The organism is Agrobacterium albertimagni AOL15 (assembly GCF_000300855.1).
GTDB lineage: Bacteria > Pseudomonadota > Alphaproteobacteria > Rhizobiales > Rhizobiaceae > Allorhizobium > Allorhizobium albertimagni.
In genome coordinates, this window is the sequence record NZ_ALJF01000023.1 from 203,775 (window position 1) to 226,443 (window position 22,669).

Sequence of the window (22,669 nt, forward strand, 5' to 3'; positions counted from 1 at the left end):
GCGTCATGACGAAGTTCAAGTCCGATTTCCTCCGCATCCTCTCCGAGCGCGGCTTCATTCATCAGATGTCCGATGAAACGGGGCTCGACGACCTGCTCGCCAAGGAAAGCGTGACGGCCTATATCGGCTATGATCCGACGGCATCCAGCTTGCATGTCGGTCACCTGATGCAGATCATGATGCTGCGCTGGTTTCAGCAGACCGGCCACCAGCCGATCTCGCTGATGGGCGGCGGCACGGGCATGGTCGGCGACCCCTCCTTCAAGGAGGAAGCCCGCAAGCTGATGACGATCGATACGATCGAGGAGAACATCGCCTCGATCAAGCGCTGCTTCTCGCATTACCTCGACTACGACCAGGGTCCGAAGGGCGGCGCCCTGATGATCAACAATGCCGAATGGCTGCGCCCGCTGAATTACCTCGAGTTCCTGCGCGATGTGGGCCGCCACTTCTCGGTCAACCGCATGCTGTCCTTCGACAGCGTCAAGACGCGCCTCGACCGCGAGCAGTCGCTGTCCTTCCTCGAATTCAACTACATGATCCTGCAGGCCTACGACTTCGTCGAGCTCAACCAGCGCTACGGCTGCCGGCTGCAGATGGGCGGCTCGGATCAGTGGGGCAATATCATCAACGGCATCGATCTCGGCCACCGCATGGGCACGCCGCAGCTCTATGCGCTGACCGCACCGCTGCTCACCACCTCCTCGGGTGCCAAGATGGGCAAGTCGGCATCGGGCGCTGTCTGGCTCAACGCCGACCTCTTGCCGGTCTATGACTTCTGGCAGTACTGGCGCAACACCGAGGATGCCGATGTCGTCCGCTTCCTCAAGCTCTTCACCATCCTGCCGATGGACGAGATCGCACGTCTCGCGGCACTTGGTGGCTCGGAGATCAACGAAGCCAAGAAGATCCTCGCCACGGAAGTGACGACGCTGCTGCATGGCCGGGAAGCGGCCGAGCAGGCTGCCGAGACCGCGCGCAAGACCTTCGAGGAAGGTGCGCTCGCCGATACGCTTCCGACCATCGAGGTTGCCTCTGCGGAACTCGAGGCTGGGATCGGCTTGCTCGGACTGATCGTCAAGGCGGGCCTTGCAGCCTCCAACGGCGAAGCCCGTCGTCATGTCCAGGGTGGTGCGGTCAAGATCAACGATGCCGGCGTCTCCGATGAGCGCATGTCTGTGGGCAGTGCAGAGGTCACGGCGGATGGCGTTATCAAGCTGTCGCTCGGCAAGAAGAAGCACATTTTGATCAAGCCGGTCTGATCACCGACCAAGCCATCAAAACACCCTTCGAAAAGCCCGCAATCGCGGGCTTTTCTGTATCCGTAAACAGTCGTTAACGTGTGGCGCATTTTTCGCCAGCACACCTGCTCTGCCGCATATCACGGCAACCTCATGCACAAATGCATAGCAGTCGCATATTATTTGCACTGCACAATCTTGTTTTACGGGCGTATAAGAAGGTCAATCGCCGATGCGGGAAAGACCGCAGGATCAGCGAAAATTTCGACGAGGAAACGACCATGAACCCGATCCGCATTGCAAAGAACTGGATCAGCTACCGCCGCACGATGAACGAACTGGGCAACCTGTCTTCGCAGACCCTGAACGACATCGGCATCACCCGCTACGAGATCCGCAACATCGCTTCGCGCTCGTTCCGTTAATCGGATCCTGCACAAAGCAGCCTGTCAAACGGCACCGCATGGTGCCGTATTTGATTCCGGCTTCACCAAATTGAACGCCCGGCCCGCTGCATGGCTCCAGACACGATGGACCTCGCGCCGCGAGGCGTGATATGGAGCCGCCCATGACGAACAGCACCTTCTCCCCCATTCATATTATCGGCGGCGGTCTTGCAGGCTCTGAAGCCGCCTGGCAGGTCGCGCAATCCGGCGTTCCGGTCATGCTGCACGAGATGCGCGGCGTGCGCGGCACGGATGCACATAAGACCGACGGCCTTGCCGAGCTGGTCTGCTCCAACTCCTTCCGCTCCGATGACGCGACGTCGAACGCCGTCGGTGTCATCCATGCCGAAATGCGGCTCGCCGGCTCGTTGATCATGGCTTGCGCCGACAGGCATCAGGTCCCCGCCGGTGGCGCGCTCGCGGTCGACCGCGATGGCTTCTCCGAGGCTGTCACAGCCGAGATCCAGCGGCATCCGCTGATCACGGTCGTCCGTGAGGAAGTGACCGCCCTGCCGCCGGAAGACTGGGATCTCGCCATCATCGCGACAGGCCCCCTCACCTCGCCGGCGCTAGCCGAAGCCATCCGCGAACGGACAGGCAAGGACGCGCTGGCTTTTTTCGACGCTATTGCGCCGATTGTGCATACCGACAGCATCAACATGGACATCTGCTGGTACCAATCGCGCTACGACAAGGTCGGACCTGGCGGCACGGGCAAGGACTATATCAACTGCCCGCTCGACGAAGCGCAGTACAATGCCTTCATCGATGCGCTGATCGCCGGTGACGCCGTCGGCTTCAAGGAATGGGAAGGCACGCCCTATTTCGATGGTTGCCTGCCGATCGAGGTGATGGCCGAGCGTGGTCGCGAGACGCTGCGCCACGGGCCGATGAAGCCGATGGGCCTCACCAACGCCCACAATCCGACCGTCAAGCCTTATGCTGTCGTCCAGCTGCGCCAGGACAATGCGCTTGGCACGCTCTACAATATGGTCGGTTTCCAGACGAAACTGCGCTACGGCGCCCAGGCCGAGATCTTCCGGATGATTCCAGGTTTGGAAAATGCCGAATTCGCCCGCCTCGGCGGCCTGCATCGCAACACCTATATCCATTCACCGACGCTTCTCGACCAGAGCCTGCAGCTGAAAGCGCGGCCCGGGCTGCGCTTCGCCGGCCAGATCACCGGTTGCGAAGGCTATGTCGAGAGCGCCTCGATCGGCCTGCTGGCCGGTCGCTTCGCAGCGGCGCAGCGGAAGGGCGAGACACCAAGCATTCCGCCGGCGACGACGGCGCTCGGCTCGCTGCTCAACCACATCACCGGCGGCCACATCGTCTCCGACGAAGAGCCGGGCAAGCGCTCGTTCCAGCCGATGAACATCAATTTCGGATTGTTTCCCGAGCTCGAGCCCGGTTCGATTGTCAAGCCTGAGGGCGTCAAGCGCTTCCGCGGCAAGGACAAGACGATCATGAAGCGACAGCTGATCGCCGCACGGGCACTCGAACACTGCAAGACCTGGCTGGGTGCTGCCTGACGGCGGCAGACAGCGTCAGCCGGTCGCGCCCGAGGCAGCGTCCGGCTCCCGGTCTGCATGGCCGAGATAGTTGCCGAGCAGCCAGAGGGACACCTCCGCCGCGATGGCCGGATTGGCGAAGGTGAACTCGCCATTGTGGAAGGATGCGTCGAGAAACTCGACGGCAATTCCTTTGCCGTTCGGCAAGGGGCTCACACGCACCGTACCAGGCTCGATCAGGTGGCAGGCGAAATGGTTGCGCATGCTGCGCATGAAGCCCGCCTTGTTGTCATGCAGACGGACGAAGACGGCCTTGCCGTCGACCGTGGCGTGCAGGCTGCGGATTGCCTCCTGCGGAAAGGCGCGGCCGAATTCGAGAATGGCGAGGCCAGCATCCTGAAACCCGTCATCCTCCTGGCGCACCATGCGCGAGGAGAAATAGGCCAGCGCCAGGATGAGCGCAAAGACGATACCCCAGGTCACCATGATTTGCTCTCGCTTCCTTCCGCACACACACACTATCGCAATGGCTGCTAACAGGCGAGCCTTGCGTGAACGTGGTGTGCCTGGGAAGTCGCGCCGTCTCAGAGCCGACCGGTCAGCAGCAGGCGCATCATCGCCATCTGCCGTCGCCATTGCGGCGGACGAATATCGGTCGAGAGAGCGGTATGGCCGATCTTCATCGCCCGCTTGAGCACAGGTTCTGCGAGCGTCGCGGGCAGGAAGGCGGCAAGCAGGCTTTTCGGCATCGCCCCGGCCGCCCTCGCCTTGCGCAGGTGATCGAGACCGAAACCGGCAAAGGCCTGGATGGCGGCGGTCATCCGCTCGTCGTTGCCCCCGGCGAGGAATCCGTCCCGGTCGAGCCCGACGGAGGCAAGGATCTGTGTGGGCAGGTAAACCTGCCCTCGGGCGCGATGGATCGGCATCAGCAGGATCGCGCCGGCAACGGCAAGTGCCACCCCCGCATGGCCTGCGATCTCGGAGGCAGCTTCGGCAGCTTCTGCATCGAGGACCAGCGATGACAGCTGAATGAGTGCCGCTGCCGTCTCTCCGGCGTAGCCTTCGAACATCGCCGTCGTTTCCATCGGATCGTCATAGAGGTCGAAGATGCGTGCATCGGCCATGGCGACAAGCGGCGCTACCGGCAGGCGATGGTCCTGCACAGCAAGAAGAAGCTCGGCGGCAACAGGATTTCCCGCCGTCTCGCCATGGGCGGCGCCTTCCAGCAGATCCCGCCAGTATTGCAGCCGCACTTCGCCCGGCAAGGGTTCGCGCACGAGGTCGCGCACGCGGGCGAGCTCGGCGTTATAGGCATAGAGCGCAACGATCGCGGCACGCCGATCGGCCGGCGTCAGGAGGCTTGCCAAGTAGCGGTCGCGATCCGTCTCCTGCAGAGCCCGCAGGCAAAGCGCCTCATTGGCCGACGGAATCTCGCTCACGATGCACCTTTCGAGGATGGTCAGACCGCAATCAAGGCGGCAGCGACCGGGCGTTGCTCGGCCAGCATGATGTTATACGTGCGTACCGCAGCACCGGTTCCCATGGGGTCGGTGGCAATGCCCTTCGCCTTTAGCGCGGACCGCAGATCGGGATCGACCAGACGCAACTGCCGACCGGTGCCCAAGAGCAGGAACTCGATGCCGGCCTCGGAGAACACACGCGCAAGCGAGCCTCGGGTTATCGGCTCCTCCTCGGTCTGCTCCCAGCCATAGACGCCGGAGGGAAGGAGGAGAAGCGAGCCCCGATGCGACATGTCGGCGAAGCGGAAACCGCCATTGCCATAGCTGTCGATGCCGGGCCGCCCCGGGAAATGGGCGTCACGGATGGTGACGCCCTTATCTCCGAAGCCGAAGACCATCGGTTCAGGCTCCGGCCTTGGCCGGCATCTTCTCGCCTTCGCTGTCGTCCTGCTGGAAGGATTCCGGACGCAGCTTGAAGGCGATCAGAACCGGACCGGCGATGTAGATCGACGAGAAGGTCCCGATCAGAACGCCTGCCAGCATGGCGAAGGTGAAGGAGGCAATGACTTCGCCACCGAACAGATAGAGCGCGCCAAGGGCGAGGATCGTACTTCCGGCCGTCAGGACCGTACGCGAGAGCGTCTGGTTGATCGACTCGTCGATCAGCACCTCGAGCGGCATCTTCTTGTATCGCCTGAGGTTTTCTCGCATGCGGTCATAGACGACGACCGTATCGTTCAGCGAGTAACCGATGATCGTCAGGATGGCCGCGATACTCGTCAGGTTGAATTCGATCCCTGTCAGGACGAACAGGCCGAGCGTGAAGACCACGTCGTGCAATGTCGCGATGATAGCACCCAGCGCGAACTGCCACTCGAAGCGGAACCAGATGTAGATCAGGATGCCGAACAGGGCTGCAGCAACGCCGATCGTCGCGGAATAGGTCAGGTCGCTCGAGACCGACGGCCCGACCACTTCGACACGGCGGAAGTCGTATTCGGCTTCCAGTTCACCGCGCACCTTGGTCAGAGCCGATTGTTCGGCATTCTCGCCGCCATCTTGCGCCTGCAGACGGATCAGCGCGCTGGCATCGTCGCCAAAGCCCTGGGCCTGTACTTCGCCGAGGTTCAACTGGCTCAGACGGTCGCGGATATCGGAGAGATCGGCGGTTCCGTCGCGCGCCTGCACCTCGATGATCGAGCCGCCCTTGAAGTCGATCCCGAGGTTCATGCCAACAGTCGCAAAGCCGACCAGCGAGGCAACCGAGATAAGCATGGCCAGTCCGAAGTTGAACTTGCGGGCTGCCATGAAGCGGATGTTGCGGTTGTCGAAGAAACCGGTGCGTACGCTCTTCGGAATGTGCTTCGGGCGCTTCCAACGGTACCAGAAGGCCATCAACCAGAAGGTCAGGGTGAAGGCGGTGAAGACGGTCGTGACGATACCGATCGACAGGGTGACGGCAAAACCGCGGACCGGGCCGGACCCGAGGAAGAAGAGGACCACGGCAGCAATCAAGGTCGTCAGGTTGGCGTCGACAATCGTCGCGAAAGCCTTCTTGAAGCCGACTTCGATGGCCTGCACCAATGGTCGGCCGTTGCGGGCTTCCTCTCTTATGCGCTCGTAGATCAGAACGTTCGAGTCGACCGCCATACCCATGGTGAGCACGATACCGGCAATACCCGGCAAGGTCAGCGTCGACCCGATCAGCGACAAGGCCGCAAGGATCATGGCGATGTTTGCCGCAAGCGCGATGTTCGCCATTACACCGAAGGTGCCGTAGAAGGCGAGCATGAAGACGACGACCGCGATACCGCCGATGATGCTGGCGGTCACGCCGGCATTGATGGAGTCCTGGCCGAGGCCCGGGCCGACGGTGCGTTCCTCGACGACGGTCAGCGTGGCAGGAAGCGCACCGGCGCGCAGCAGAACTGCGAGATCATTTGCGCCTTCGACCGAGAAACTGCCGGAGATCTGACCGGAGCCACCAAGGATCGGCTCGCGGATAACAGGTGCGGAGATGACCTGCTGGTCGAGGACGATGGCGAAGGGCTTGCCGACATTCTCCTGCGTCGCCTGGGCAAAACGCTGGGCGCCGCGGCTGTCGAAGCGGAAGCTGACCACTGGCTCGTTGGTGCGCTGGTCGAAAGCGGCCTGAGCATCGACGAGATTTTCACCCGAAATCAGCGCACGACGTTCGATCAGGTAAGGGACAGCCGGGTCATCGGCCGAGTAAAGGACCTCCGACTGTGCCGGCGGACGCGTATTGATCGCTTCCGTGACCGGCATCGTCGTGTCGACCATGTGGAACGACAGTTTGGCGGTCTGATTCAGAAGCGCCTTCAGACGCTGCGGATCGGTCAGACCGGGAACCTGAACGATGATGCGGTCATCACCCTGGCGCTGGATGAGCGGTTCGGTCGTTCCGAGCTCGTCGACGCGGCGCCGCACGACTTCCATCGACTGTGTGAGCGCCGAAGACACGCGGTAGTCGATGCCATCATTGGTCAGTGTCAGACGCAGCAGGCCGTCTTCCGCCTGCTCGAGAGCGACTTCCGTCACGGAGCCGCCGGTCAGGCCGCCAACGCTGACGGGATCGGTCAGCGAGCGCAGCGCCTCGATGGCTTCCGGCATCTTGTCCGCATCGGTGATGCGCACCTGGATCTGCTGGCCGACGCCGGAAAGGCCCGTGTAGCGGATACCGGCTTCGCGCAGCTGGGTCCGGACGTCGCCGACGATCGTCTCAAGGCGTTCCTTGACGATGTCCTGACGCTCGAGCTTCAGCATGATGTGTGAGCCGCCCTGGAGGTCGAGGCCCAGCGTCACCTTGTTCGTGGGGAACCACGAGGGAAAAGCTTCCAGTTCCTCGTCCGTGAAGGCATTTGGCAGGGCGACAAGAACGCCGAGCGCAACGGTCAACCAGATGAACAATGTCTTCCAGCGGGAAATGTAAAGCATGGAACTCTCGAATCAGGGCATCGGAAAATGGCAAAGGCCGGCGCGAGGCCGGCCCAGCGGGATCAGGCGGCGGTTTCGGTCTTGACCGGCTCGCCCTTGACACGGACTTCCGCCACATACTGGCGCATCGCACGAACCTTCACGCCATCGGCGATTTCCAGTTCGAGTTCCTTGTCGTCGATCACCTTGGTGACCTTAGCGACGATGCCGCCACCCATGATCACCTGATCGCCACGACGAATGGCAGACAGGGTCTCTTCACGCTTCTTCATCTGCGTCCGCTGCGGACGGATCAGGAAGAAATACCAGACCACCATCAGCGGTGCAAAGAGCAGCAGCATTTCCAGTCCGGATCCCATCGCGCTTGGGGCAGCGGCTGCGTCCTGGGCAAAGGCCTCGGTGATAAACATGAAAGACTCCCTATTGAAGCGTATTGGAGGAGCCGCGCGGCCCCCTCGTCAGGTCGCCGGAATATAGTGAGAGGGCCCATGAATGCAACAGAAACAGCGCTGAAGCGTACCATTTTCAGGCGCCCTACCCTTTATGCCCGCAATTCTGCGTGATACCGCCCGACCTGAGGCTTGCACAGCCGGACCGGACGACGAGGAGCACGACGATGGATGATCAGAGCGTGAAGGCACTTCTGGCCGAAGTGAAGCGCCTCACAGAGGCCGTGGAACGGCTCGCGGGGCCGCCACCTGCCGTGAACGACTGGGAGGCCGCCGACTGTTTCGTCTGGTCTCCGGCACGGCTCCACCTACAGCCCGTCAAGCGCCCGAACCGCGTGGAACTGGGCCTCATCCGCGGCGTCGACCATGTGCGTGACATCCTGCACGAAAACACGTTGCGCTTCGCCGAAGGCTTTCCTGCCAACAATGTATTGCTCTGGGGCGCACGCGGCATGGGCAAGTCGTCGCTGGTCAAGGCGGTGCATGCAGACATCGTCAAGACGAACGGCATCGCGCTGAAGCTCGTTGAAGTGCATCGGGAGGATATCGCAACGCTTCCCGGCCTGCTCGACATCATCAAGGATGCGCCGCACCGGATCGTCGTCTTCTGCGACGACCTCTCCTTCGACCATGACGACACCGCCTACAAGTCATTGAAGGCGGCACTGGACGGCGGCGTCGAGGGACGGCCGGACAATGTGCTCTTCTATGCAACATCCAATCGGCGCCATCTGCTGCCACGCCACATGATGGAAAACGAGCAATCAACGGCGATCAACCCGTCGGAAGCCGTTGAGGAGAAGGTCTCGCTCTCGGACCGTTTCGGCCTCTGGCTTGGTTTCCACAAATGCAGTCAGGACGACTATCTGACGATGATCGACGGCTATGCCGCGCATTTTTCACTGCCGCTTCCCCGCGAGCAGTTGCATCACGAGGCTCTGGAATGGGCCACCACCCGCGGCGGACGCTCGGGCCGCGTCGCCTGGCAATACATCCAGGATCTCGCCGGACGCCTTCGGATCTCCACCGACCGCCGCTGAGACAAGCCACTTCTGGAAACAGAAAAGCCCGGAGCGCGAGCTCCGGGCTTTTTCACCACCTGGTACGCAACACACTATTCCAGGTAGGTGATCGGGTTGACCGGGGCTGCATCCTTCCGGACTTCGAAGTGCAGCATCGGACGCTTGACGTTGCCGGTCATGCCTGAGGTCGCGATCGTCTGGCCACGCTGGACCTTCTGGCCACGCTGGACGGACAGGCTGTCGGCATGGCCGTAGACGGTGACCTTGCCATCGTCGTGACGGACGAGAACGGTATTGCCGAGTTCCTTGAGGCCGTTGCCGGCATAGATGACAACACCGTTTTCGGCAGCCTTGATCGGCGTGCCCTGCGGCACGGAAATCGCGATACCATCGCTGCGCTTACCATCGATATTGGCGCCGAAATTGGCGATCACGGCACCACGGGCCGGCCAGCGATACTTGCCGATGCCGGTCATCTCAGGAGCAGCCGTTTCCGGCTTGGCGGCGGCGACTTCCGTGACCGACTTGTTGGCGGCCGGGGCCTGGTATTCGGCAGGCTGACCTGCAGCCGGCACGGAAGCTGTCTGGACGGGGTCGGCGGCGGGTGCTGCGGGAGTCTGGGCGACGGCGGGAGCCGCGCTGCTCTTGGCCGGCACCACGAGCGCCTGCCCGATGCGGATATTGCCGGTCGTCAGACCGTTCGCCTTCTTGAGATCATCGACCGTGACGCCGTTCGCCTTGGCAATGCGCGCCAGGGAATCACCCGGCTTCACAATGTACGAACCGGCGCCGGCGCCCGCACCTGCATCCGACTTGCCGGTGGCGGCCGATGCCGAGACCTGCTGCTTCTCACGGGAATTCGGGGCATTCGGCAGGACAGCGACGTTCTGCTGCTGGTCGCCCGGCAGCACAGGCTTGCGGCCATCGGTCGGCAGGCCGGAAGCGTCGGCGGCAGCGCGGGCCGCATTCGGACCGCCGAAGGTCGGGATGATCACAAGCTGGCCGGGAGCCGCGTCACTGACATGGGTCAGACCGTTGGCTTTCAGAATTTCCTTCTGCGGCACACCGTAGCGATCAGCGAGCGTCGCGATGGTCTCGCCGGGCCGCAAGGTCACGCGTGCAGCACCCGCTGTCGACCAACCGCCCTGACGGGGCGTAGAGCCGGTCGAGGTCGGCTCGACCAGAACCTGGCCTGGATTGACGGCCGCAACCTGACCGGACTGCGGCTGAGGCGCAGACGGGAAAGGCTGCGCCATGGCAGCGGAACGATCGGAATTGTTGCCTGCGCCAGACGGTGCCGCCAGTTCGGCACGCTGTACGGAGGCCGGCGTGCTTGCCGCCCGGGCAGAGGCCGGCGCTTCGTATGCCGGGTTTGCCGGCATCGGCTGCGCCATGGCCTGAGACTGACCATACATTCCGCCACCACCGATATTCTCGGTGGGGATCGGCGGCTGATTGCGCTGCTGACGAGGGATGGACGCCGTAGTCAGACTGTCGGTGGAGAAGACCGAGCTGAAGCGCGAGGCGTCTGAACTACACCCGGCCGCCGTACCGGCCAGGAGGAGCGCGCCGCACAAACGAGCGACAGGCAATCCAGCTTTCGGCGATACACTTTTACGCATGACTCGACCCACATATGACACAACTTGATGTGGCTTCATTAAAGCGCGTTAGTATTACCGGTCAGTTAACCCCGTGGATTCGTTATGAACGAATTCGGCGAAGCGCATATAATTTATGCAAGCTCGGGCGCTCCTGCGCCTGCGTTGAAAGGGTTTTCAAGAGTTCCAAAAAATATCAGTTCAGAGGTGCTGAGCAATCTTCGGCTGCAGCGGCAGGAAGGGCACCTCGAACAGATCCTCCCGTTCGAACCGGCTTCCGGTCTTGGTCAGACGGACCATGACGCAGCGCTCCTCATCCACCATGATTGGCGCGAGCAGCATGCCGCCGGACACGAGTTGTTCGGCAAAGAACCGGGGCATGACGGGATAGGCCGCCGTACAGATGATCCGGTCGAAGGTCCCCTCGCCCGGTAACCCGTTCGAGCCGTCGACCTGACGCAGTATGACGTTGCGAATCGCAAGCTGCTCCAGTCGACGCTGGGCGCTTGCAATCAGGGTCTTGTATCGCTCGATCGAAATCACCCGCTCGGCGAGCCGCCCGAGCACGGCCGTTGCGAAGCCACTGCCGGTCCCAATCTCGAGCACACGATGCCCGGGCTTCACCTGCAGCAGCGAAAGCAGCCGAACGGCGAGATCAGCCCCCTCCATGAACTGCCCGCATTCGATCGGGATGGAGCGGCTGGAATAGGCGTTCTGGGCAAATTCGGGCGGAACGAAGCTCGAGCGATGCGTCTGCTCGACGGCCGTCAGCAGATCGATATCGGTGATGCCTTCAGCCCTCAGCCGCAGGACCAGAGCTGCAAATCCCTCGCGCTCGACGAGAGCCGATCTCACACCGCATCCCCATCGACCAGTGCTGCCGCAACCCTGTCCTGTACCGCATAGTCGGTCATGTCGAGCTTCAGCGGCGTCACGGAAATCTTCTTCTCGCGCAGCGCGTGAATGTCGGTTCCGGCGCGGAAGTTGCCCTTCCGGTCGCCGAAGCGCAGCCAAAAATAGGGAAGGCCGCGACCATCCTGGCGCTCTTCGACGGAAAGGCCGAAATCCAGCTTGCCCTGCGAGGTCACGTCGATTCCCTGCACTTCGCCGGGTTCGCAGTTCGGAAAATTCAGGTTGAGGAAAGTGCCAGGCGGCAGGTCGACCTTGGACAGTTTCCGGATCAGGTCGGGCGCAAGCGTCTCGGCAACATGCCACGGGATCGGGGTACCCGTCTCATAGCTGTAGGCCTGGCTCAGGGCGAAGGACCTGACACCGTGCACTGTGCCTTCGATCGCGCCCGCAACCGTGCCCGAATAGGTGACATCGTCGGCCATATTCGCACCCGCATTGACGCCGGACAGGACGAGATCGGGCTTGCGGTCGAGCACCTTGCGGATTGCCATGATCACGCAGTCGGTCGGCGTGCCGCGAAGCGCGAACTTCTTGTCGTCGAGCTCGCGTAGACGCAAGGGTTCGGACAGCGTCAGCGAATGGGCGAGCCCGCTCTGGTCGGTCTCGGGCGCGACGACCCAGACATCGTCGGACAGGCTTCGGGCAATGCGCTCCAGAGAGGCAAGGCCCGGGGCGTGGATACCGTCGTCATTCGTCAGCAGGATGCGCATGGCCACTCCGGTTGCGGCGTGATCAGGCCGCCTTCTCGATTCTCTTGATGCCGCCCATATAGGGCAGCAGCACGTCCGGCACGGTGATCGAACCGTCCTCGTTGAGGTAGTTTTCCATGACCGCGATCAGGCAGCGGCCGACGGCCGTTCCCGAGCCGTTCAGCGTGTGCACGAAGGTCGTGCCCTTGCCGTCCTTGTTGCGGTAGCGGGCATTCATGCGACGGCCCTGGAAATCGCCGCAGACAGAGCAGGACGAAATTTCGCGATAGGTGTTCTGACCCGGCAACCAGACTTCAAGGTCGTAGGTCTTGCGGGCGCCGAAGCCCATGTCGCCGGTGCAGAGCGTCATGGTGCGGAAATGCAGGCCGAGGCGCTTCAGTACCTCTTCCGCGCAAGCCGTCATGCGCTCGTGCTCTTCCATCGAGCTTTCGGCGTCGGTGATCGAGACGAGCTCGCACTTCCAGAACTGGTGCTGGCGCAGCATGCCGCGGGTGTCGCGACCGGCCGAGCCTGCTTCCGATCGGAAGGACGGGGTCAGCGCAGTAAAGCGCAACGGCAGCTTTTCCTGATCGAGAATTTCGCCGGAGACGAGGTTGGTCAGTGTCACCTCGGCCGTCGGGATCAACCAGCGGCCATCCGTGGTCTTGAACAGGTCCTCTGCAAACTTCGGCAACTGGCCCGTGCCATACATGGCATCGTCACGCACCATAAGGGGCGACGACACCTCCGTGTAACCATGCTCCGACGTGTGCAGATCCAGCATGAACTGGCCAAGGGCGCGTTCAAGGCGGGCAAGCTGGCTGGTGAGTACAGTGAAACGGGCGCCAGACAGCTTGGCTGCGCGCTCGAAATCCATGTAGCCGAGGTTTTCGCCGATTTCGTAGTGCTCGAAGGGCTTGTGATTCCAGGTCGGCTTCTCGCCAACGACACGGGCGACGACATTATCGTTCTCGTCCTTGCCGACGGGCACGTCGTCATGCGGGATGTTCGGGACGCGCGACAGGGCATCGGTCAGTTCCGCCGTCAGCTGACGCTCTTCTTCTTCGGCAGCCGGCAGCGTGTCCTTCAGCGAGGCAACTTCGGCCTTCAGCTTCTCGGCGAGCTCCATGTCCTTTTGCGCCATGGCGGCGCCGATTTCCTTGGACGCGCTGTTGCGGCGCGACTGCATGTCCTGCATCGCCTGCGCCACGGCGCGACGCTTCTGATCCAGCGTGATCAGCGAGGCGGAGAGCGGCTCTGCACCGCGCTTGGCGAGTGCGGCATCGAGGGCCTCGGGGTTTTCACGGATCCACTTGATATCGAGCATCGTCGTTCCAGGTCTTGAGCTTCGACCGGGAACGGATTGGCCGGCGGCCAGGTCCGGCCCCATGTCTCAATGGGTTATCATGCAGCGGCCGACGCTGTCGGCCGATCAGGCCTCGTCTGGCGAAGACGCCTTGGCAAGTGCGGCCTCTTGGTCCGACTTGGCACGGCTCTTCTCCACGAGTCGCGCTGCATAGATAGCCACCTCGTAGAGAAGGATCGTCGGCAGCGCAAGACCGATCTGGGAGAGCGGATCTGGCGGTGTGAGCACGGCGGCGACAACAAAGGCAACGACGATGAAGTACTTGCGCTTGTCGGCCAGCCACTGGCTTTCGAGGATACCGACCCGTGCCAGAAGCGTGGTGATGACCGGCAGCTGGAACACCAGGCCGAAGGAGAAAACCAGCGTCATGATCAGGCTCAGATATTCCGAAACCTTCGGCAGCAGCGAGATCGCCACATCGCCCTCACCCGGCGCCTGCTGCATGGCGAGGAAGAACCACATGACCATGGGCGTGAAGAAGAAATAGACGAGCGACGCGCCGAGCAGGAAGAGCAGCGGCGACGCAACCAGGAACGGGAGGAAAGCGGCACGCTCGTTCTTGTAGAGCCCGGGAGCGACGAACTTGTAGATCTGCGAGGCGATCACCGGGAAGGCAATGACCATCGCGCCAAAGGCCGCAACCTTCACCTGGGTGAAGAAGAACTCCTGCGGCGCCGTGTAGATCAGCTCGGCCTTGCTCAGGTCCATGCCGGCCCAGGCCACCGCCCACTTGTACGGTACCACCAGCATGTTGAAGAGTGGCTTGGCGAAGTAGAAGCAGACGATGAAGGCGACGAAAAAGGAGCCAAGCGCCCAGATCAGTCGGGAACGCAGCTCGATCAGATGCTCGATCAGCGGCTGGGGCTTGTCGTCGATATCGCCGCTCATGCGCGGTCCTCACTCTTGGTCTTGCGTGTCCGGGGCGCCGGCTTGGCAGCCGTCTTTTCCGCAGCGACAGGCTTGGCGACCTCGGCCTTAGCTGCAGACAGTTTGGCGGGCGCCTTGGCAGCGGGTGCTGCTGGCTTGGCCGTTTTGCCTGCAGATTTGGCCGGCACTGCAGTTTCGGACGCAGATGCGGTCTTGCCTGCCGCCGACTTGCGGACCGCGGTTTTTTTCGCAACGACCGGCGCTGAGGCCGGGGCCGATGTTGCCGGCGCCGTTGCCGCAACCGGCGCGGGCGTGGACGGGTTGGCTGGGTTCGCAACCGGCGGCGGCGGCGTCACCGGCCTCAATTCCTGGGGCGGTTCTCCAAGGCCGAGCGGCACATCGGGGAGGATCGAATTGTCCTCGTAGCCATCATCCAGAGGAGCCGACTTGGTGTCGAGGCGCGTGGAACGCTCCAGGTCCGACTTGATCTCCTGCCCCATCTGGCGCAGCGGATTGAGCGTCTCGCGGATCGTGTTCGCAGGGTTGAGCGAGCGGATGTCGTTGACCGAATTCTTCAGATCATCCAGCTCGGCCTCGCGCAAGGCTTCGTCGAACTGGGCGCGGAATTCGCCCGCCGTCTGACGCAAGCGCTTGGTCATCTTGCCAAAGGCCCTGATCATCGGCGGCAGATCCTTCGGGCCCACCACGACGATCAGGATGACGGCGACCACCAAAAGCTCGGTCCAGCCAATATCCAGCATGCAAACGGGCTCCTGATGCCACGCAATGGCGCCTCAATCCGGGCGCCGGTCTTCCAACATTTCAACGAAGAACGGGAAGTCGAAAAACTGCCCGTCCGATCGGCTTTAACCGATCACTTTACCTCGTCGGCCTTGTGGTCGACCGTCTTCGTGGTGGTCGGCTGTGCGTTCGAGGCCGTCTGGTTCTCGTCCTCGTCGCTCATGCCCTTCTTGAAGCTCTTGATGCCCTTGGCCACGTCACCCATCAGTTCCGGGATCTTGCCGCGACCGAAGAGAAGCAGGACGATCGCCAGAACGATGATCCAGTGCCAAATGCTAAACGAACCCATGCCTGCCACTCCTTAGATTTTTGTTTCCCCGATGTAGGGGCTTTCCGGTGTCTTTTCAAACACCAAAATGTCTTTGGGCTCAACCGCAATCGTCACGTCGCGCACACCCGGGGACAAGATGTCGGCCCGGATCCGCGCGCGAACCGGCCGCTCGGTGCCAGGGACTGCGAGATCGAGGAGTTCAACGACCCCGAGGAAGCGGCGCGCGATGATACGGGCCGGAATGGCACCGCCACTGTCGCGCACGGACAGACCCGACAACCGCACGGCAACTTCGACGTCAGCGCCTTCGGCGATGTCTCCGGAATCGGCTGCTCCCAAGGGCGTCTCGACGCGACCGCCACGCACTTTCCCGGAAAACTCGTTGATTTCAGAAAAGAAGGCAGCCGCGAAAATGTCGTTGGGCCGACGATAGAGATCGTCCGAAGTGCCGACCTGAACGAGCCGACCATTCTTCAGCAACGCAATTCTGTCTGCCATACGCATCGCTTCCTCGGCGTCATGGGTGACGACGACGGCAGTCGCGCGGGTCTCACGAAGAATTGCAAGCGTGTCGGCCCGCACGGTGTCTTTCAGGCGCGAATCGAGGCCGGAAAACGGCTCGTCCATCAAAAGCACGCTTGGCCGAGGTGCGAGTGCTCTCGCGAGAGCCACGCGCTGCTGCTCGCCGCCCGAAAGGGCATGGGGGAACTTCTCGGCATAATGCGCGAGGCCCACGCGCTCCAGTGCGGCCATGGCTTCGGCCACAGCCTCTTTGCGCGGCAAGGCGGTCAGCCCGAAACGGACATTGTCGAGCACGCACATATGGGGAAAGAGAGCGAAGTCCTGAAACATCAGGCCGATGCCACGCTTCTCCGGCGGCAGGAAGCTTGTCGGTCCTGCCACTTCGCGGTCGTTGATCAGGACGCGGCCCGCGGCCTGCGCCTCGATGCCGGCTGCGATCCTCAGCAGTGTCGTCTTGCCCGATCCGGAGGGACCGAGGAGGCAAAGCACCTCGCCGGGTTCGGCAGTCAGCGTAACGCCACGGATCGTCTCCTTGCCGTGGTAACGGTGGTGAATGTCCTCGAAGGTCAGGCGCGCGGCAAAGGTCACGCCCGCCGTGCGCTGGCCGTCTCCATGCTGGATCTTCGCTGGGTTCATTCTGCCGTCCGCGCGGCTTACGCCTGATCGGTGCGGATATGTCGCCGCACGATCAGGTATCACCGGTCACCGTTGAAAAAGCTGACCCTATTCCTCTGCTTCACCGCCCGGAGTCAAGAGGCCGAGTTCTTCGAGGTCGAGCTGCGTGATCGGATCTTCCTCGTCGGTCAGATCGTCATGGGCCATGGGAAGCGGAATATTGAAGTTGGCGGGGATGCGGCCAGAGAGCAGCCCTGCGCCCTTCAACTCTTCGAGACCCGGCAGATCGCGCAGCTCTTCCAGGCCGAAATGATCGAGAAAATCGCGGGTCGTGCCGAGGGTAACAGGACGGCCCGGCGAACGACGCCGCCCGCGAAACCGCACCCAGCCCGCCTCCATCAGCACGTCGAGCGTGCCCTTCGAGGTCTGGACGCCTCTGATGTCCTCGATCTCAGCGCGCGTCACCGGCTGGTGATAGGCAATGATCGCCAGCACTTCGAGGGCGGCACGCGAGAGCTTCTTGACCTCGGCCTCGTCGTTACGAATGGCAAAGGACAGATCTGCCGCCGTACGGAACGCCCAGTGGTCATCGACCTGAACGAGGTTCACGCCGCGCGCGGCATAGTCCTCCTTCAGCTGGTGAAGGATATCGGTTGCGGAAATGCCGCGCGGAAGCCGCTCCTCGATGAACGTCGTCGAGACCGGCTGGGCCGATGCAAAAACGAGGGCTTCTGCGATGCGCAACGCCTCGCGGCGATCGAGTTCGCCGCGCAGCGAGGCGGCATGACCGCCCTCCTCCGGCTCCATGCCCTCTTCGGGATCAAGGTCCTCGACATCGGCCATGGGCTTACTCCACCGCCTTGAGTGCCTCGGCCCTGGGGCCGCTGCGCATGTAGATCGGCTGAAAGGCGCCGTCCTGGCGGATTTCGAGGCGTCCCTCGCGCACCAGTTCGAGCGAGGCTGCAAAGGCGCTGGCAATCGCGGTCACCCGCTCCTCAGGGCTCGGAAGATAACGCAGCAGGAAATGGTCGAGCGCCGTCCAGTCGGAAATCTCGCCGATCATGCGGGTCAGGATACCGCGTGCATCCGAGAGCGACCAGACCCGGCGCTTCTCGATGGTAACCTGCGTGATCGCCTGACGCTGACGAAGTGAGGCATAGGCGGTCAGCAGGTCGTAGAGCGATGCCTCATAGGCACTCACCGCGCGCGAGGGCACATGCTCCGGTGCGCCGCGCGGGTGGACGTCACGCCCGAGACGATTGCGATTGATCAGCCGGCTCGCGGCCTCGCGCATCGCCTCCAGCCGCTTCAGGCGGAAGGCAAGCGTCTGGGCCATTTCTTCCCCCGAGGGGCCATCGTCCTTCGGCTGCTGGGGGATCAGAAGACGCGATTTCAGATAAGCCAGCCAGGCGGCCATCACCAGATAATCGGCGGCAAGCTCGATGCGGATGCGCCGGGCGCTCTCGATGAAAAGCAGATATTGCTCCGCCAATGCCAGCACCGAAATGCGGGCAAGATCGACCTTCTGGTTGCGGGCGAGGAAGAGCAGAAGATCCAGCGGCCCTTCGAAGCCCGCGACATCGATCAGCAAAGCGGGGTCACTCGCGGCCCTCTCCTCGGCAGTGTCCTGCCAGAGGCTGTCCATCGGCGTCGGGACCGGCGTCTCCCCCTGGGAGGGCCGGTTCAGGACCGTCGGCTGGACAGGGCCGCGCACCATCAGGCCACCGCCATGAGGTTGGCGAATTCGTCGCGCAGCGCCTGCTCGTCGGAAGCGTCCGGGCCGACGAAAGCTGCTTCCACGGCATCGGCACGCTCCCGTGCCTTGCCGGACAGCTCGGACACGGCAGCCGCAACGGCTTTCATCTCGTCCATATGGCCATGGCAATGCAGGACAACATCGAGGGCAGCGGCGATGCGCACTGCCCGCTCTCCGATCGTGCCTTCCAGCGCATTCATCGAGATATCGTCGGACATCAGCAGCCCCTCGAAGCCGATCGCCTTGCGCACGATCTCCTCGGTGACGATGCGCGAGGTCGAGGCCGGATGATCGGGGTCGATGTCGGTATACACCACATGGCAACTCATGCCCATCAACTCCTGGGCCAGCGCCTTGAAGGGCACGAAGTCATGCGCCTCGAGTTCGGCGCGAGGTACGGTGACGACCGGGAGCTCGTGATGGCTGTCGGCCATGCCGCGACCGTGACCCGGCATGTGCTTCATAACCGGCAGGACGCCGCCAGCCTTGAGACCATCTGCTGCCGCTTGTCCGATCTTCGCGACGACATTGGGGTCGTTGGAATAGGCACGATTGCCGATGACATTGCTTGCCCCTTGGATCGGCACGTCTAGGACGGGCAGGCAATCGACATTGATTCCGAGGCGATAGAGATCGAAGGCATGCAGACGCGACATAAGCCAGGCGGCGCGAAGACCCTTCGCAGCGTCCCGGTCATAAAGCGCACCGAGATCGGCGCCGGAAGGATAACGCGGCGCGATTGGCTCGCGGATGCGCTGCACACGGCCCCCTTCCTGGTCGATCAGGACCGGCACTTCTGCTCCGCCACCGACGGTCTCGCGCATCTCGGCAACCAGATCCCTGACCTGCTCGGCCTCACCGATATTGCGACCGAAGAGGATGAAACCCCAAGGCTGTTCATCGCGATAAAAGGCCTTCTCGTCGGCGCTCAAGCGCTGGCCGAGGCAACCGAGGATCATGGCTTTGGCGGGTCGGGACTGTGCTGTCATGGGAAGACCATATCGGTGGGGACGTAAAAGCCGAAGGGACCGGAGGAGAGCCACAGCCCCTCATACACAAGAAAAGAGGCGGAACACGCGGTTCCGCCTCTTCAAGATCTGAAAATCAGGGCCGAGCTCAGCGCGAAACGAGGCAGCTGCCACCGGCGGCACGATACTGCTCGCAAAGCGCCACAGCTTCATCCTTGGAGCCTGCGACGATGCGGACGCGGTAGAAGGTGCCCTTGCCGGGGATGTCCGCCTGACGGATTTCCCAGGGCTTGCCACCCAACACGTTGCCAAACTTGGAGGACAGGCTGCGGTAGCTCTTCTGTGCGTCGGCTTCGGACGGCAAGGATGCGATCTGAACGCCGAAGCTTCCAGCCGGCGCAGTCGAAGCCGGTGCAGGCGTTGCTGCGGCCGGAGATGCGGCAGCAACCTCAGCCTGAGCGGCTGGCTGTGCCGGTGCAGTCGCAGCCGGAGCAGAGGTGCGAAGATTGCCCTGTTCCGTCACGGTGCCGACCACATTGACCGGCTGGTCTGCCGGGCGGGTCGTCGGGACCGGTGCGCGCGACGTGGTCGCATCGGTCGGAGCCGATACCGTCTCTGCCGCGACCGGGGTTGCGGCGGCGAGTTCAGCTGCAGCGGTCGCCGTGGCTGCGGGCGCAGTCGCCGACGCATCGGTCGCACCATCCGGGGTCACGAGGCGGGTGTCGACCGTTCTGACGGTATCACCGGCATTGCTGTTCGGCACGCTCGGCGGCGCGAGCACCGGCGCGTCGGCTGCCGGCTGAGACGAAGGCGCGGACGCCGTCTGGACCGGAGCCGGAGCCGATTCGACCGGGACTTCCTGTGCAACCAGCGTACCGTCGGGACGAACGATCATCGTGCGCACCTTGCGCGGCGTGATCGTTGCCGGGTCTTCCGCGGCTGCCTGCGGCGACTGGCCGTCCGGCAGAAGACGCGGATCCTCGGTTTCGCCGACCGGTGTGGCCAGGGCTTCGCTTCCACCATCCATCGGCAGCGTTTCCGGGATCAGCGTGCGCTGGACCACGTCGACAGGCTGCTCTTCCGAAGAGATCAGACTGGGCTGTTTGGGATCCTCGACCCCATTGCCGGCCACACGATCATAAACGGCCTTATCCTGGTTCGGGACGGACTTGCCGCCCGGATCGTCCGGAACGATCTTGACCGGCGACTTGTCGGCAGCGATCACCTGCGGCTCACCACCGGTCAGCGTGCCGACGGCACCGCTTCCAAGCCAGGCATAGAGGCCACCCGCGCCAGCGAGCAGCACGATCACGGCCGTGCCGGCCATCAGGTAGGGCTTGATGTTACGGAAACGGAAGCCCTGGCCCTCACCCGAAATGGTGATGTGGCCGCGGCTTTCAGGTTCCAGAGCACCCGACGAAGTCATCGAAGTGCGGAAATCTTCCTCCAGCGCCTTCTCGAAGGCATCGAAATCGTCAAGCGGCGCGGCAGGCGCGCGGGCACCCACGGCAGTTGCCGGTGCAACTGCTGCAGCAACGCGGCTAACTGACGCTGCGTTCGGCTGACGTGCTGCCGGAGCCACGGGCTCCTCGAACAAGGTTGCGAGTTCCGCATCGATATCGATGTCGTAGTCCGGCTGGGTCGCCGGCGCGGGGCGTGCGTCAGCCACCGGCACGTCCGGCACATCCATGCCGCTCAGGGTTTCCAGCAGATCGTCCTGCTCGGAAATCTCGGACGGATCGAACGCAAAGCTGTCGTCGACCGGCGTTGCGGGGCGCACAGGCGCGCTTGCTTGAACTGGCGTTGGAACCTGGTTTTCGACCGCCGGACGAGCGACGGCCGCAGCGAAGGCGGAAGCCGAAACGGTTGGTGCAGCAACATAGGCAGGCACCGAAGGCGCAGCAGCGTATGATGGTGCCGTTGTCACCGCAGGCTCAACCCGGGCCGGCGCGACCGCTGGGGCAGCAGCAGCCGCAAATGCAGCCGAACTTACGACCGGCGCAGGCTGTGGCGCAGGCTTCTGCGGCGCGACATCGAGCTCCGAAAGATCAAGTTCGATATCGTCGAGCTGCAGATCGAATTCCTGATCCTGGAAGGGATCGAATTCCTCCTCGGCAACCACAGGGGCAGCGCGCTGAGCGACAGGCTCTGCGACCTGGGGCGCAACCTCTACATCCTCGTCGATCGACAGTTCGTTCAGGAAATCGAAGCTGAACTCGGCATTGTCGCGCTCGACAGCAGCAGCCGCCTGTAGTTGAGCAGGTGCTGCGACCGGCTGGGCTGCACGAGGCTCGGGCTCCAAGGCAAAGTCATCGAAACCAGCAGAAACGGCCGGAGCAACAACCGGTTCGATCCGCTCCGCTATCGGAGCGCTTGCCGGAATGGGCTCAACAGGGCCAGAGGCCCAGTCGAAACTTGCCTTGCCGAAATCGAGCGCCACCGGCTCCTGCGCGACGGAAATCGAGGGCGCGGTTGGCGCATCAAAGTCCGGCAGATCAAATGCTGAGGTTTCGCGCGGCGGCTCGACTGCAAGCTGAGGCTCGGGGCGTCGGACCGGCTGGGCAGAAAAATTCGCGAGCGGCAGCCGCAGCCGCGGCGTCTCGGCCTGGGTCGGCTGCTGAGGCGCCATATGCTCTACCGGATGCACATCGGCATCAGCGACAGCGAATTCGAGTTCGTCGGCGAGATCAAGGGCGATCTCCGGCTCGATCCGCGCCTCGACAGGCGCTTCATCGACACGACCAAGCTCCGGGTCATCAGCGACGGACAGATCCATGTCGGACACATAGGGATCTTCGACGTAGGAGACCGGCTCCGGGTATTCGACCGGCTCCGGCTCGTAGGCGGCCTGCGGCGCAGAATAGGAAACCGTAGGCTCCGGCTCGAACCGGGGCTCCTCGCGATAGTGGGTCGCAGGGACGCTCTCGACAAGGGCTGGCGCCGGGCGTGCGACCACCGGCTCGGGAGCAGACAGCGGCGGAGCATAGACAGACGGCGCAGGCGAGGCTTCATAGCCCTCGAACTCGCGCATCAATTCGTCTTCGAGATTGAATTCGGCCGACCCCATGTCCGGCACCTGCGGAAGCGAGACAACCGGCTCACGCTTCAGCGGCTGATCGAACCCGACGATGCGGGCGAGTTCAGCCAACGGATCATCATCCGCGAAACCGTCGCCCTGCGATCGAATGCTGTTTGCAGCCTGCTTCTGTACCATTAC

Annotated in this window: 21 protein-coding genes; 4 read left to right on the forward strand and 17 right to left on the reverse strand. The window is 62.9% G+C overall.

The window, feature by feature from the left end:
• The first annotated feature begins 5 nt into the window (after window positions 1-5).
• The 3 genes from tyrS to trmFO all read left to right on the forward strand — a co-directional run bounded on the left by tyrS (window position 6) and on the right by trmFO (window position 3,219).
• A complete protein-coding gene (tyrS, locus tag QWE_RS22900; RefSeq protein ID WP_006728563.1) occupies window positions 6-1,262 on the forward strand; it encodes a tyrosine--tRNA ligase in 1,257 nt (418 codons plus the stop codon).
• A 260-nt stretch (window positions 1,263-1,522) separates the two neighbouring features.
• On the forward strand, window positions 1,523-1,666 hold the full coding sequence (locus tag QWE_RS24905; protein ID WP_006728564.1) for a DUF1127 domain-containing protein: 144 nt from the start codon (window positions 1,523-1,525) through the stop codon (window positions 1,664-1,666).
• Window positions 1,667-1,809: 143 nt separating this feature from the next.
• On the forward strand, window positions 1,810-3,219 hold the full coding sequence (trmFO, locus tag QWE_RS22905) for a methylenetetrahydrofolate--tRNA-(uracil(54)-C(5))-methyltransferase (FADH(2)-oxidizing) TrmFO (protein WP_006728565.1): 1,410 nt from the start codon (window positions 1,810-1,812) through the stop codon (window positions 3,217-3,219).
• A gap of 15 nt (window positions 3,220-3,234) precedes the next feature.
• On the opposite strand, the gene QWE_RS22910 is transcribed toward trmFO, so the two are convergent.
• From QWE_RS22910 to yajC, 5 genes are all read right to left on the reverse strand, one after another.
• Window positions 3,235-3,684 carry a hypothetical protein gene (locus tag QWE_RS22910; protein WP_006728566.1) on the reverse strand — a complete coding sequence of 150 codons (450 nt, stop codon included), beginning with the start codon at window positions 3,682-3,684 and terminating at the stop codon, window positions 3,235-3,237.
• Between the two features lie 98 nt (window positions 3,685-3,782).
• The gene (locus tag QWE_RS22915) at window positions 3,783-4,637 is read right to left on the reverse strand and encodes a phytoene/squalene synthase family protein (protein ID WP_006728567.1); all 855 of its coding nucleotides are present in this window, start codon (window positions 4,635-4,637) and stop codon (window positions 3,783-3,785) included.
• A gap of 20 nt (window positions 4,638-4,657) precedes the next feature.
• On the reverse strand, window positions 4,658-5,056 hold the full coding sequence (locus QWE_RS22920; protein ID WP_006728568.1) for an Mth938-like domain-containing protein: 399 nt from the start codon (window positions 5,054-5,056) through the stop codon (window positions 4,658-4,660).
• A 4-nt stretch (window positions 5,057-5,060) separates the two neighbouring features.
• Window positions 5,061-7,613, reverse strand: coding sequence for a protein translocase subunit SecDF (gene secDF, locus QWE_RS22925; RefSeq protein ID WP_006728569.1), 2,553 nt, complete (start codon window positions 7,611-7,613; stop codon window positions 5,061-5,063).
• Between the two features lie 62 nt (window positions 7,614-7,675).
• Window positions 7,676-8,023: a preprotein translocase subunit YajC gene (gene yajC / locus QWE_RS22930; RefSeq protein ID WP_006728570.1), complete on the reverse strand. Its 348-nt coding sequence runs from the start codon at window positions 8,021-8,023 to the stop codon at window positions 7,676-7,678.
• A 206-nt stretch (window positions 8,024-8,229) separates the two neighbouring features.
• Between yajC and QWE_RS22935 the strand changes: the two genes are divergently transcribed.
• On the forward strand, window positions 8,230-9,102 hold the full coding sequence (locus tag QWE_RS22935; protein WP_006728572.1) for an ATP-binding protein: 873 nt from the start codon (window positions 8,230-8,232) through the stop codon (window positions 9,100-9,102).
• 74 nt (window positions 9,103-9,176) lie between these two features.
• Here QWE_RS22935 and QWE_RS22940 read toward each other — a convergent pair whose 3' ends face one another.
• From QWE_RS22940 to QWE_RS22995, 12 genes are all read right to left on the reverse strand, one after another.
• On the reverse strand, window positions 9,177-10,706 hold the full coding sequence (locus QWE_RS22940; RefSeq protein WP_040300888.1) for a peptidoglycan DD-metalloendopeptidase family protein: 1,530 nt from the start codon (window positions 10,704-10,706) through the stop codon (window positions 9,177-9,179).
• 180 nt (window positions 10,707-10,886) lie between these two features.
• Window positions 10,887-11,540: a protein-L-isoaspartate(D-aspartate) O-methyltransferase gene (locus QWE_RS22945; RefSeq protein WP_006728574.1), complete on the reverse strand. Its 654-nt coding sequence runs from the start codon at window positions 11,538-11,540 to the stop codon at window positions 10,887-10,889.
• The gene (gene surE, locus QWE_RS22950; protein ID WP_006728575.1) at window positions 11,537-12,307 is read right to left on the reverse strand and encodes a 5'/3'-nucleotidase SurE; all 771 of its coding nucleotides are present in this window, start codon (window positions 12,305-12,307) and stop codon (window positions 11,537-11,539) included. The genes QWE_RS22945 and surE overlap by 4 nt, the downstream gene beginning before the upstream one ends.
• Window positions 12,308-12,329: 22 nt before the next feature.
• Window positions 12,330-13,613: a serine--tRNA ligase gene (gene serS / locus QWE_RS22955; RefSeq protein ID WP_006728576.1), complete on the reverse strand. Its 1,284-nt coding sequence runs from the start codon at window positions 13,611-13,613 to the stop codon at window positions 12,330-12,332.
• Between the two features lie 105 nt (window positions 13,614-13,718).
• Complete coding sequence (gene tatC, locus QWE_RS22960) at window positions 13,719-14,540, reverse strand: twin-arginine translocase subunit TatC (RefSeq protein ID WP_006728577.1); 822 nt, start codon at window positions 14,538-14,540, stop codon at window positions 13,719-13,721.
• Window positions 14,537-15,280 carry a Sec-independent protein translocase protein TatB gene (gene tatB, locus QWE_RS22965; protein ID WP_006728578.1) on the reverse strand — a complete coding sequence of 248 codons (744 nt, stop codon included), beginning with the start codon at window positions 15,278-15,280 and terminating at the stop codon, window positions 14,537-14,539. The genes tatC and tatB overlap by 4 nt, the downstream gene beginning before the upstream one ends.
• Window positions 15,281-15,393: 113 nt before the next feature.
• Window positions 15,394-15,609, reverse strand: coding sequence for a twin-arginine translocase TatA/TatE family subunit (locus tag QWE_RS22970; protein ID WP_006728579.1), 216 nt, complete (start codon window positions 15,607-15,609; stop codon window positions 15,394-15,396).
• Window positions 15,610-15,621: 12 nt separating this feature from the next.
• Complete coding sequence (locus QWE_RS22975; protein ID WP_006728580.1) at window positions 15,622-16,749, reverse strand: ABC transporter ATP-binding protein; 1,128 nt, start codon at window positions 16,747-16,749, stop codon at window positions 15,622-15,624.
• Window positions 16,750-16,836: 87 nt separating this feature from the next.
• Window positions 16,837-17,571, reverse strand: a complete 735-nt coding sequence (gene scpB, locus QWE_RS22980; RefSeq protein WP_006728581.1) for an SMC-Scp complex subunit ScpB — start codon at window positions 17,569-17,571, stop codon at window positions 16,837-16,839.
• 4 nt (window positions 17,572-17,575) lie between these two features.
• Window positions 17,576-18,373: a segregation and condensation protein A gene (locus QWE_RS22985; protein ID WP_052018261.1), complete on the reverse strand. Its 798-nt coding sequence runs from the start codon at window positions 18,371-18,373 to the stop codon at window positions 17,576-17,578.
• 71 nt (window positions 18,374-18,444) lie between these two features.
• Window positions 18,445-19,473: a beta-N-acetylhexosaminidase gene (nagZ, locus tag QWE_RS22990; RefSeq protein ID WP_040300889.1), complete on the reverse strand. Its 1,029-nt coding sequence runs from the start codon at window positions 19,471-19,473 to the stop codon at window positions 18,445-18,447.
• A gap of 127 nt (window positions 19,474-19,600) precedes the next feature.
• On the reverse strand, window positions 19,601-22,666 hold the full coding sequence (locus QWE_RS22995) for an SPOR domain-containing protein (protein ID WP_006728584.1): 3,066 nt from the start codon (window positions 22,664-22,666) through the stop codon (window positions 19,601-19,603).
• Window positions 22,667-22,669: the final 3 nt, after the last annotated feature.

What these genes read in the sequence shown, in the direction of transcription:
- tyrS (WP_006728563.1), top strand. Translation starts at nt 6, where the DNA reads ATGACGAAGTTCAAGTCCGATTTCCTCCGCATCCTCTCCGAGCGCGGC.
- QWE_RS24905 (WP_006728564.1), top strand. Translation starts at nt 1,523, where the DNA reads ATGAACCCGATCCGCATTGCAAAGAACTGGATCAGCTACCGCCGCACG.
- trmFO (WP_006728565.1), top strand. Translation starts at nt 1,810, where the DNA reads ATGACGAACAGCACCTTCTCCCCCATTCATATTATCGGCGGCGGTCTT.
- QWE_RS22910 (WP_006728566.1), bottom strand. Translation starts at nt 3,684, where the DNA reads ATGGTGACCTGGGGTATCGTCTTTGCGCTCATCCTGGCGCTGGCCTAT.
- QWE_RS22920 (WP_006728568.1), bottom strand. Translation starts at nt 5,056, where the DNA reads ATGGTCTTCGGCTTCGGAGATAAGGGCGTCACCATCCGTGACGCCCAT.
- secDF (WP_006728569.1), bottom strand. Translation starts at nt 7,613, where the DNA reads ATGCTTTACATTTCCCGCTGGAAGACATTGTTCATCTGGTTGACCGTT.
- yajC (WP_006728570.1), bottom strand. Translation starts at nt 8,023, where the DNA reads ATGTTTATCACCGAGGCCTTTGCCCAGGACGCAGCCGCTGCCCCAAGC.
- QWE_RS22935 (WP_006728572.1), top strand. Translation starts at nt 8,230, where the DNA reads ATGGATGATCAGAGCGTGAAGGCACTTCTGGCCGAAGTGAAGCGCCTC.
- QWE_RS22940 (WP_040300888.1), bottom strand. Translation starts at nt 10,706, where the DNA reads ATGCGTAAAAGTGTATCGCCGAAAGCTGGATTGCCTGTCGCTCGTTTG.
- surE (WP_006728575.1), bottom strand. Translation starts at nt 12,307, where the DNA reads ATGCGCATCCTGCTGACGAATGACGACGGTATCCACGCCCCGGGCCTT.
- serS (WP_006728576.1), bottom strand. Translation starts at nt 13,613, where the DNA reads ATGCTCGATATCAAGTGGATCCGTGAAAACCCCGAGGCCCTCGATGCC.
- tatC (WP_006728577.1), bottom strand. Translation starts at nt 14,540, where the DNA reads ATGAGCGGCGATATCGACGACAAGCCCCAGCCGCTGATCGAGCATCTG.
- tatB (WP_006728578.1), bottom strand. Translation starts at nt 15,280, where the DNA reads ATGCTGGATATTGGCTGGACCGAGCTTTTGGTGGTCGCCGTCATCCTG.
- QWE_RS22970 (WP_006728579.1), bottom strand. Translation starts at nt 15,609, where the DNA reads ATGGGTTCGTTTAGCATTTGGCACTGGATCATCGTTCTGGCGATCGTC.
- QWE_RS22975 (WP_006728580.1), bottom strand. Translation starts at nt 16,749, where the DNA reads ATGAACCCAGCGAAGATCCAGCATGGAGACGGCCAGCGCACGGCGGGC.
- scpB (WP_006728581.1), bottom strand. Translation starts at nt 17,571, where the DNA reads ATGGCCGATGTCGAGGACCTTGATCCCGAAGAGGGCATGGAGCCGGAG.
- QWE_RS22985 (WP_052018261.1), bottom strand. Translation starts at nt 18,373, where the DNA reads ATGGACAGCCTCTGGCAGGACACTGCCGAGGAGAGGGCCGCGAGTGAC.
- nagZ (WP_040300889.1), bottom strand. Translation starts at nt 19,473, where the DNA reads ATGACAGCACAGTCCCGACCCGCCAAAGCCATGATCCTCGGTTGCCTC.
- QWE_RS22995 (WP_006728584.1), bottom strand. Translation starts at nt 22,666, where the DNA reads ATGGTACAGAAGCAGGCTGCAAACAGCATTCGATCGCAGGGCGACGGT.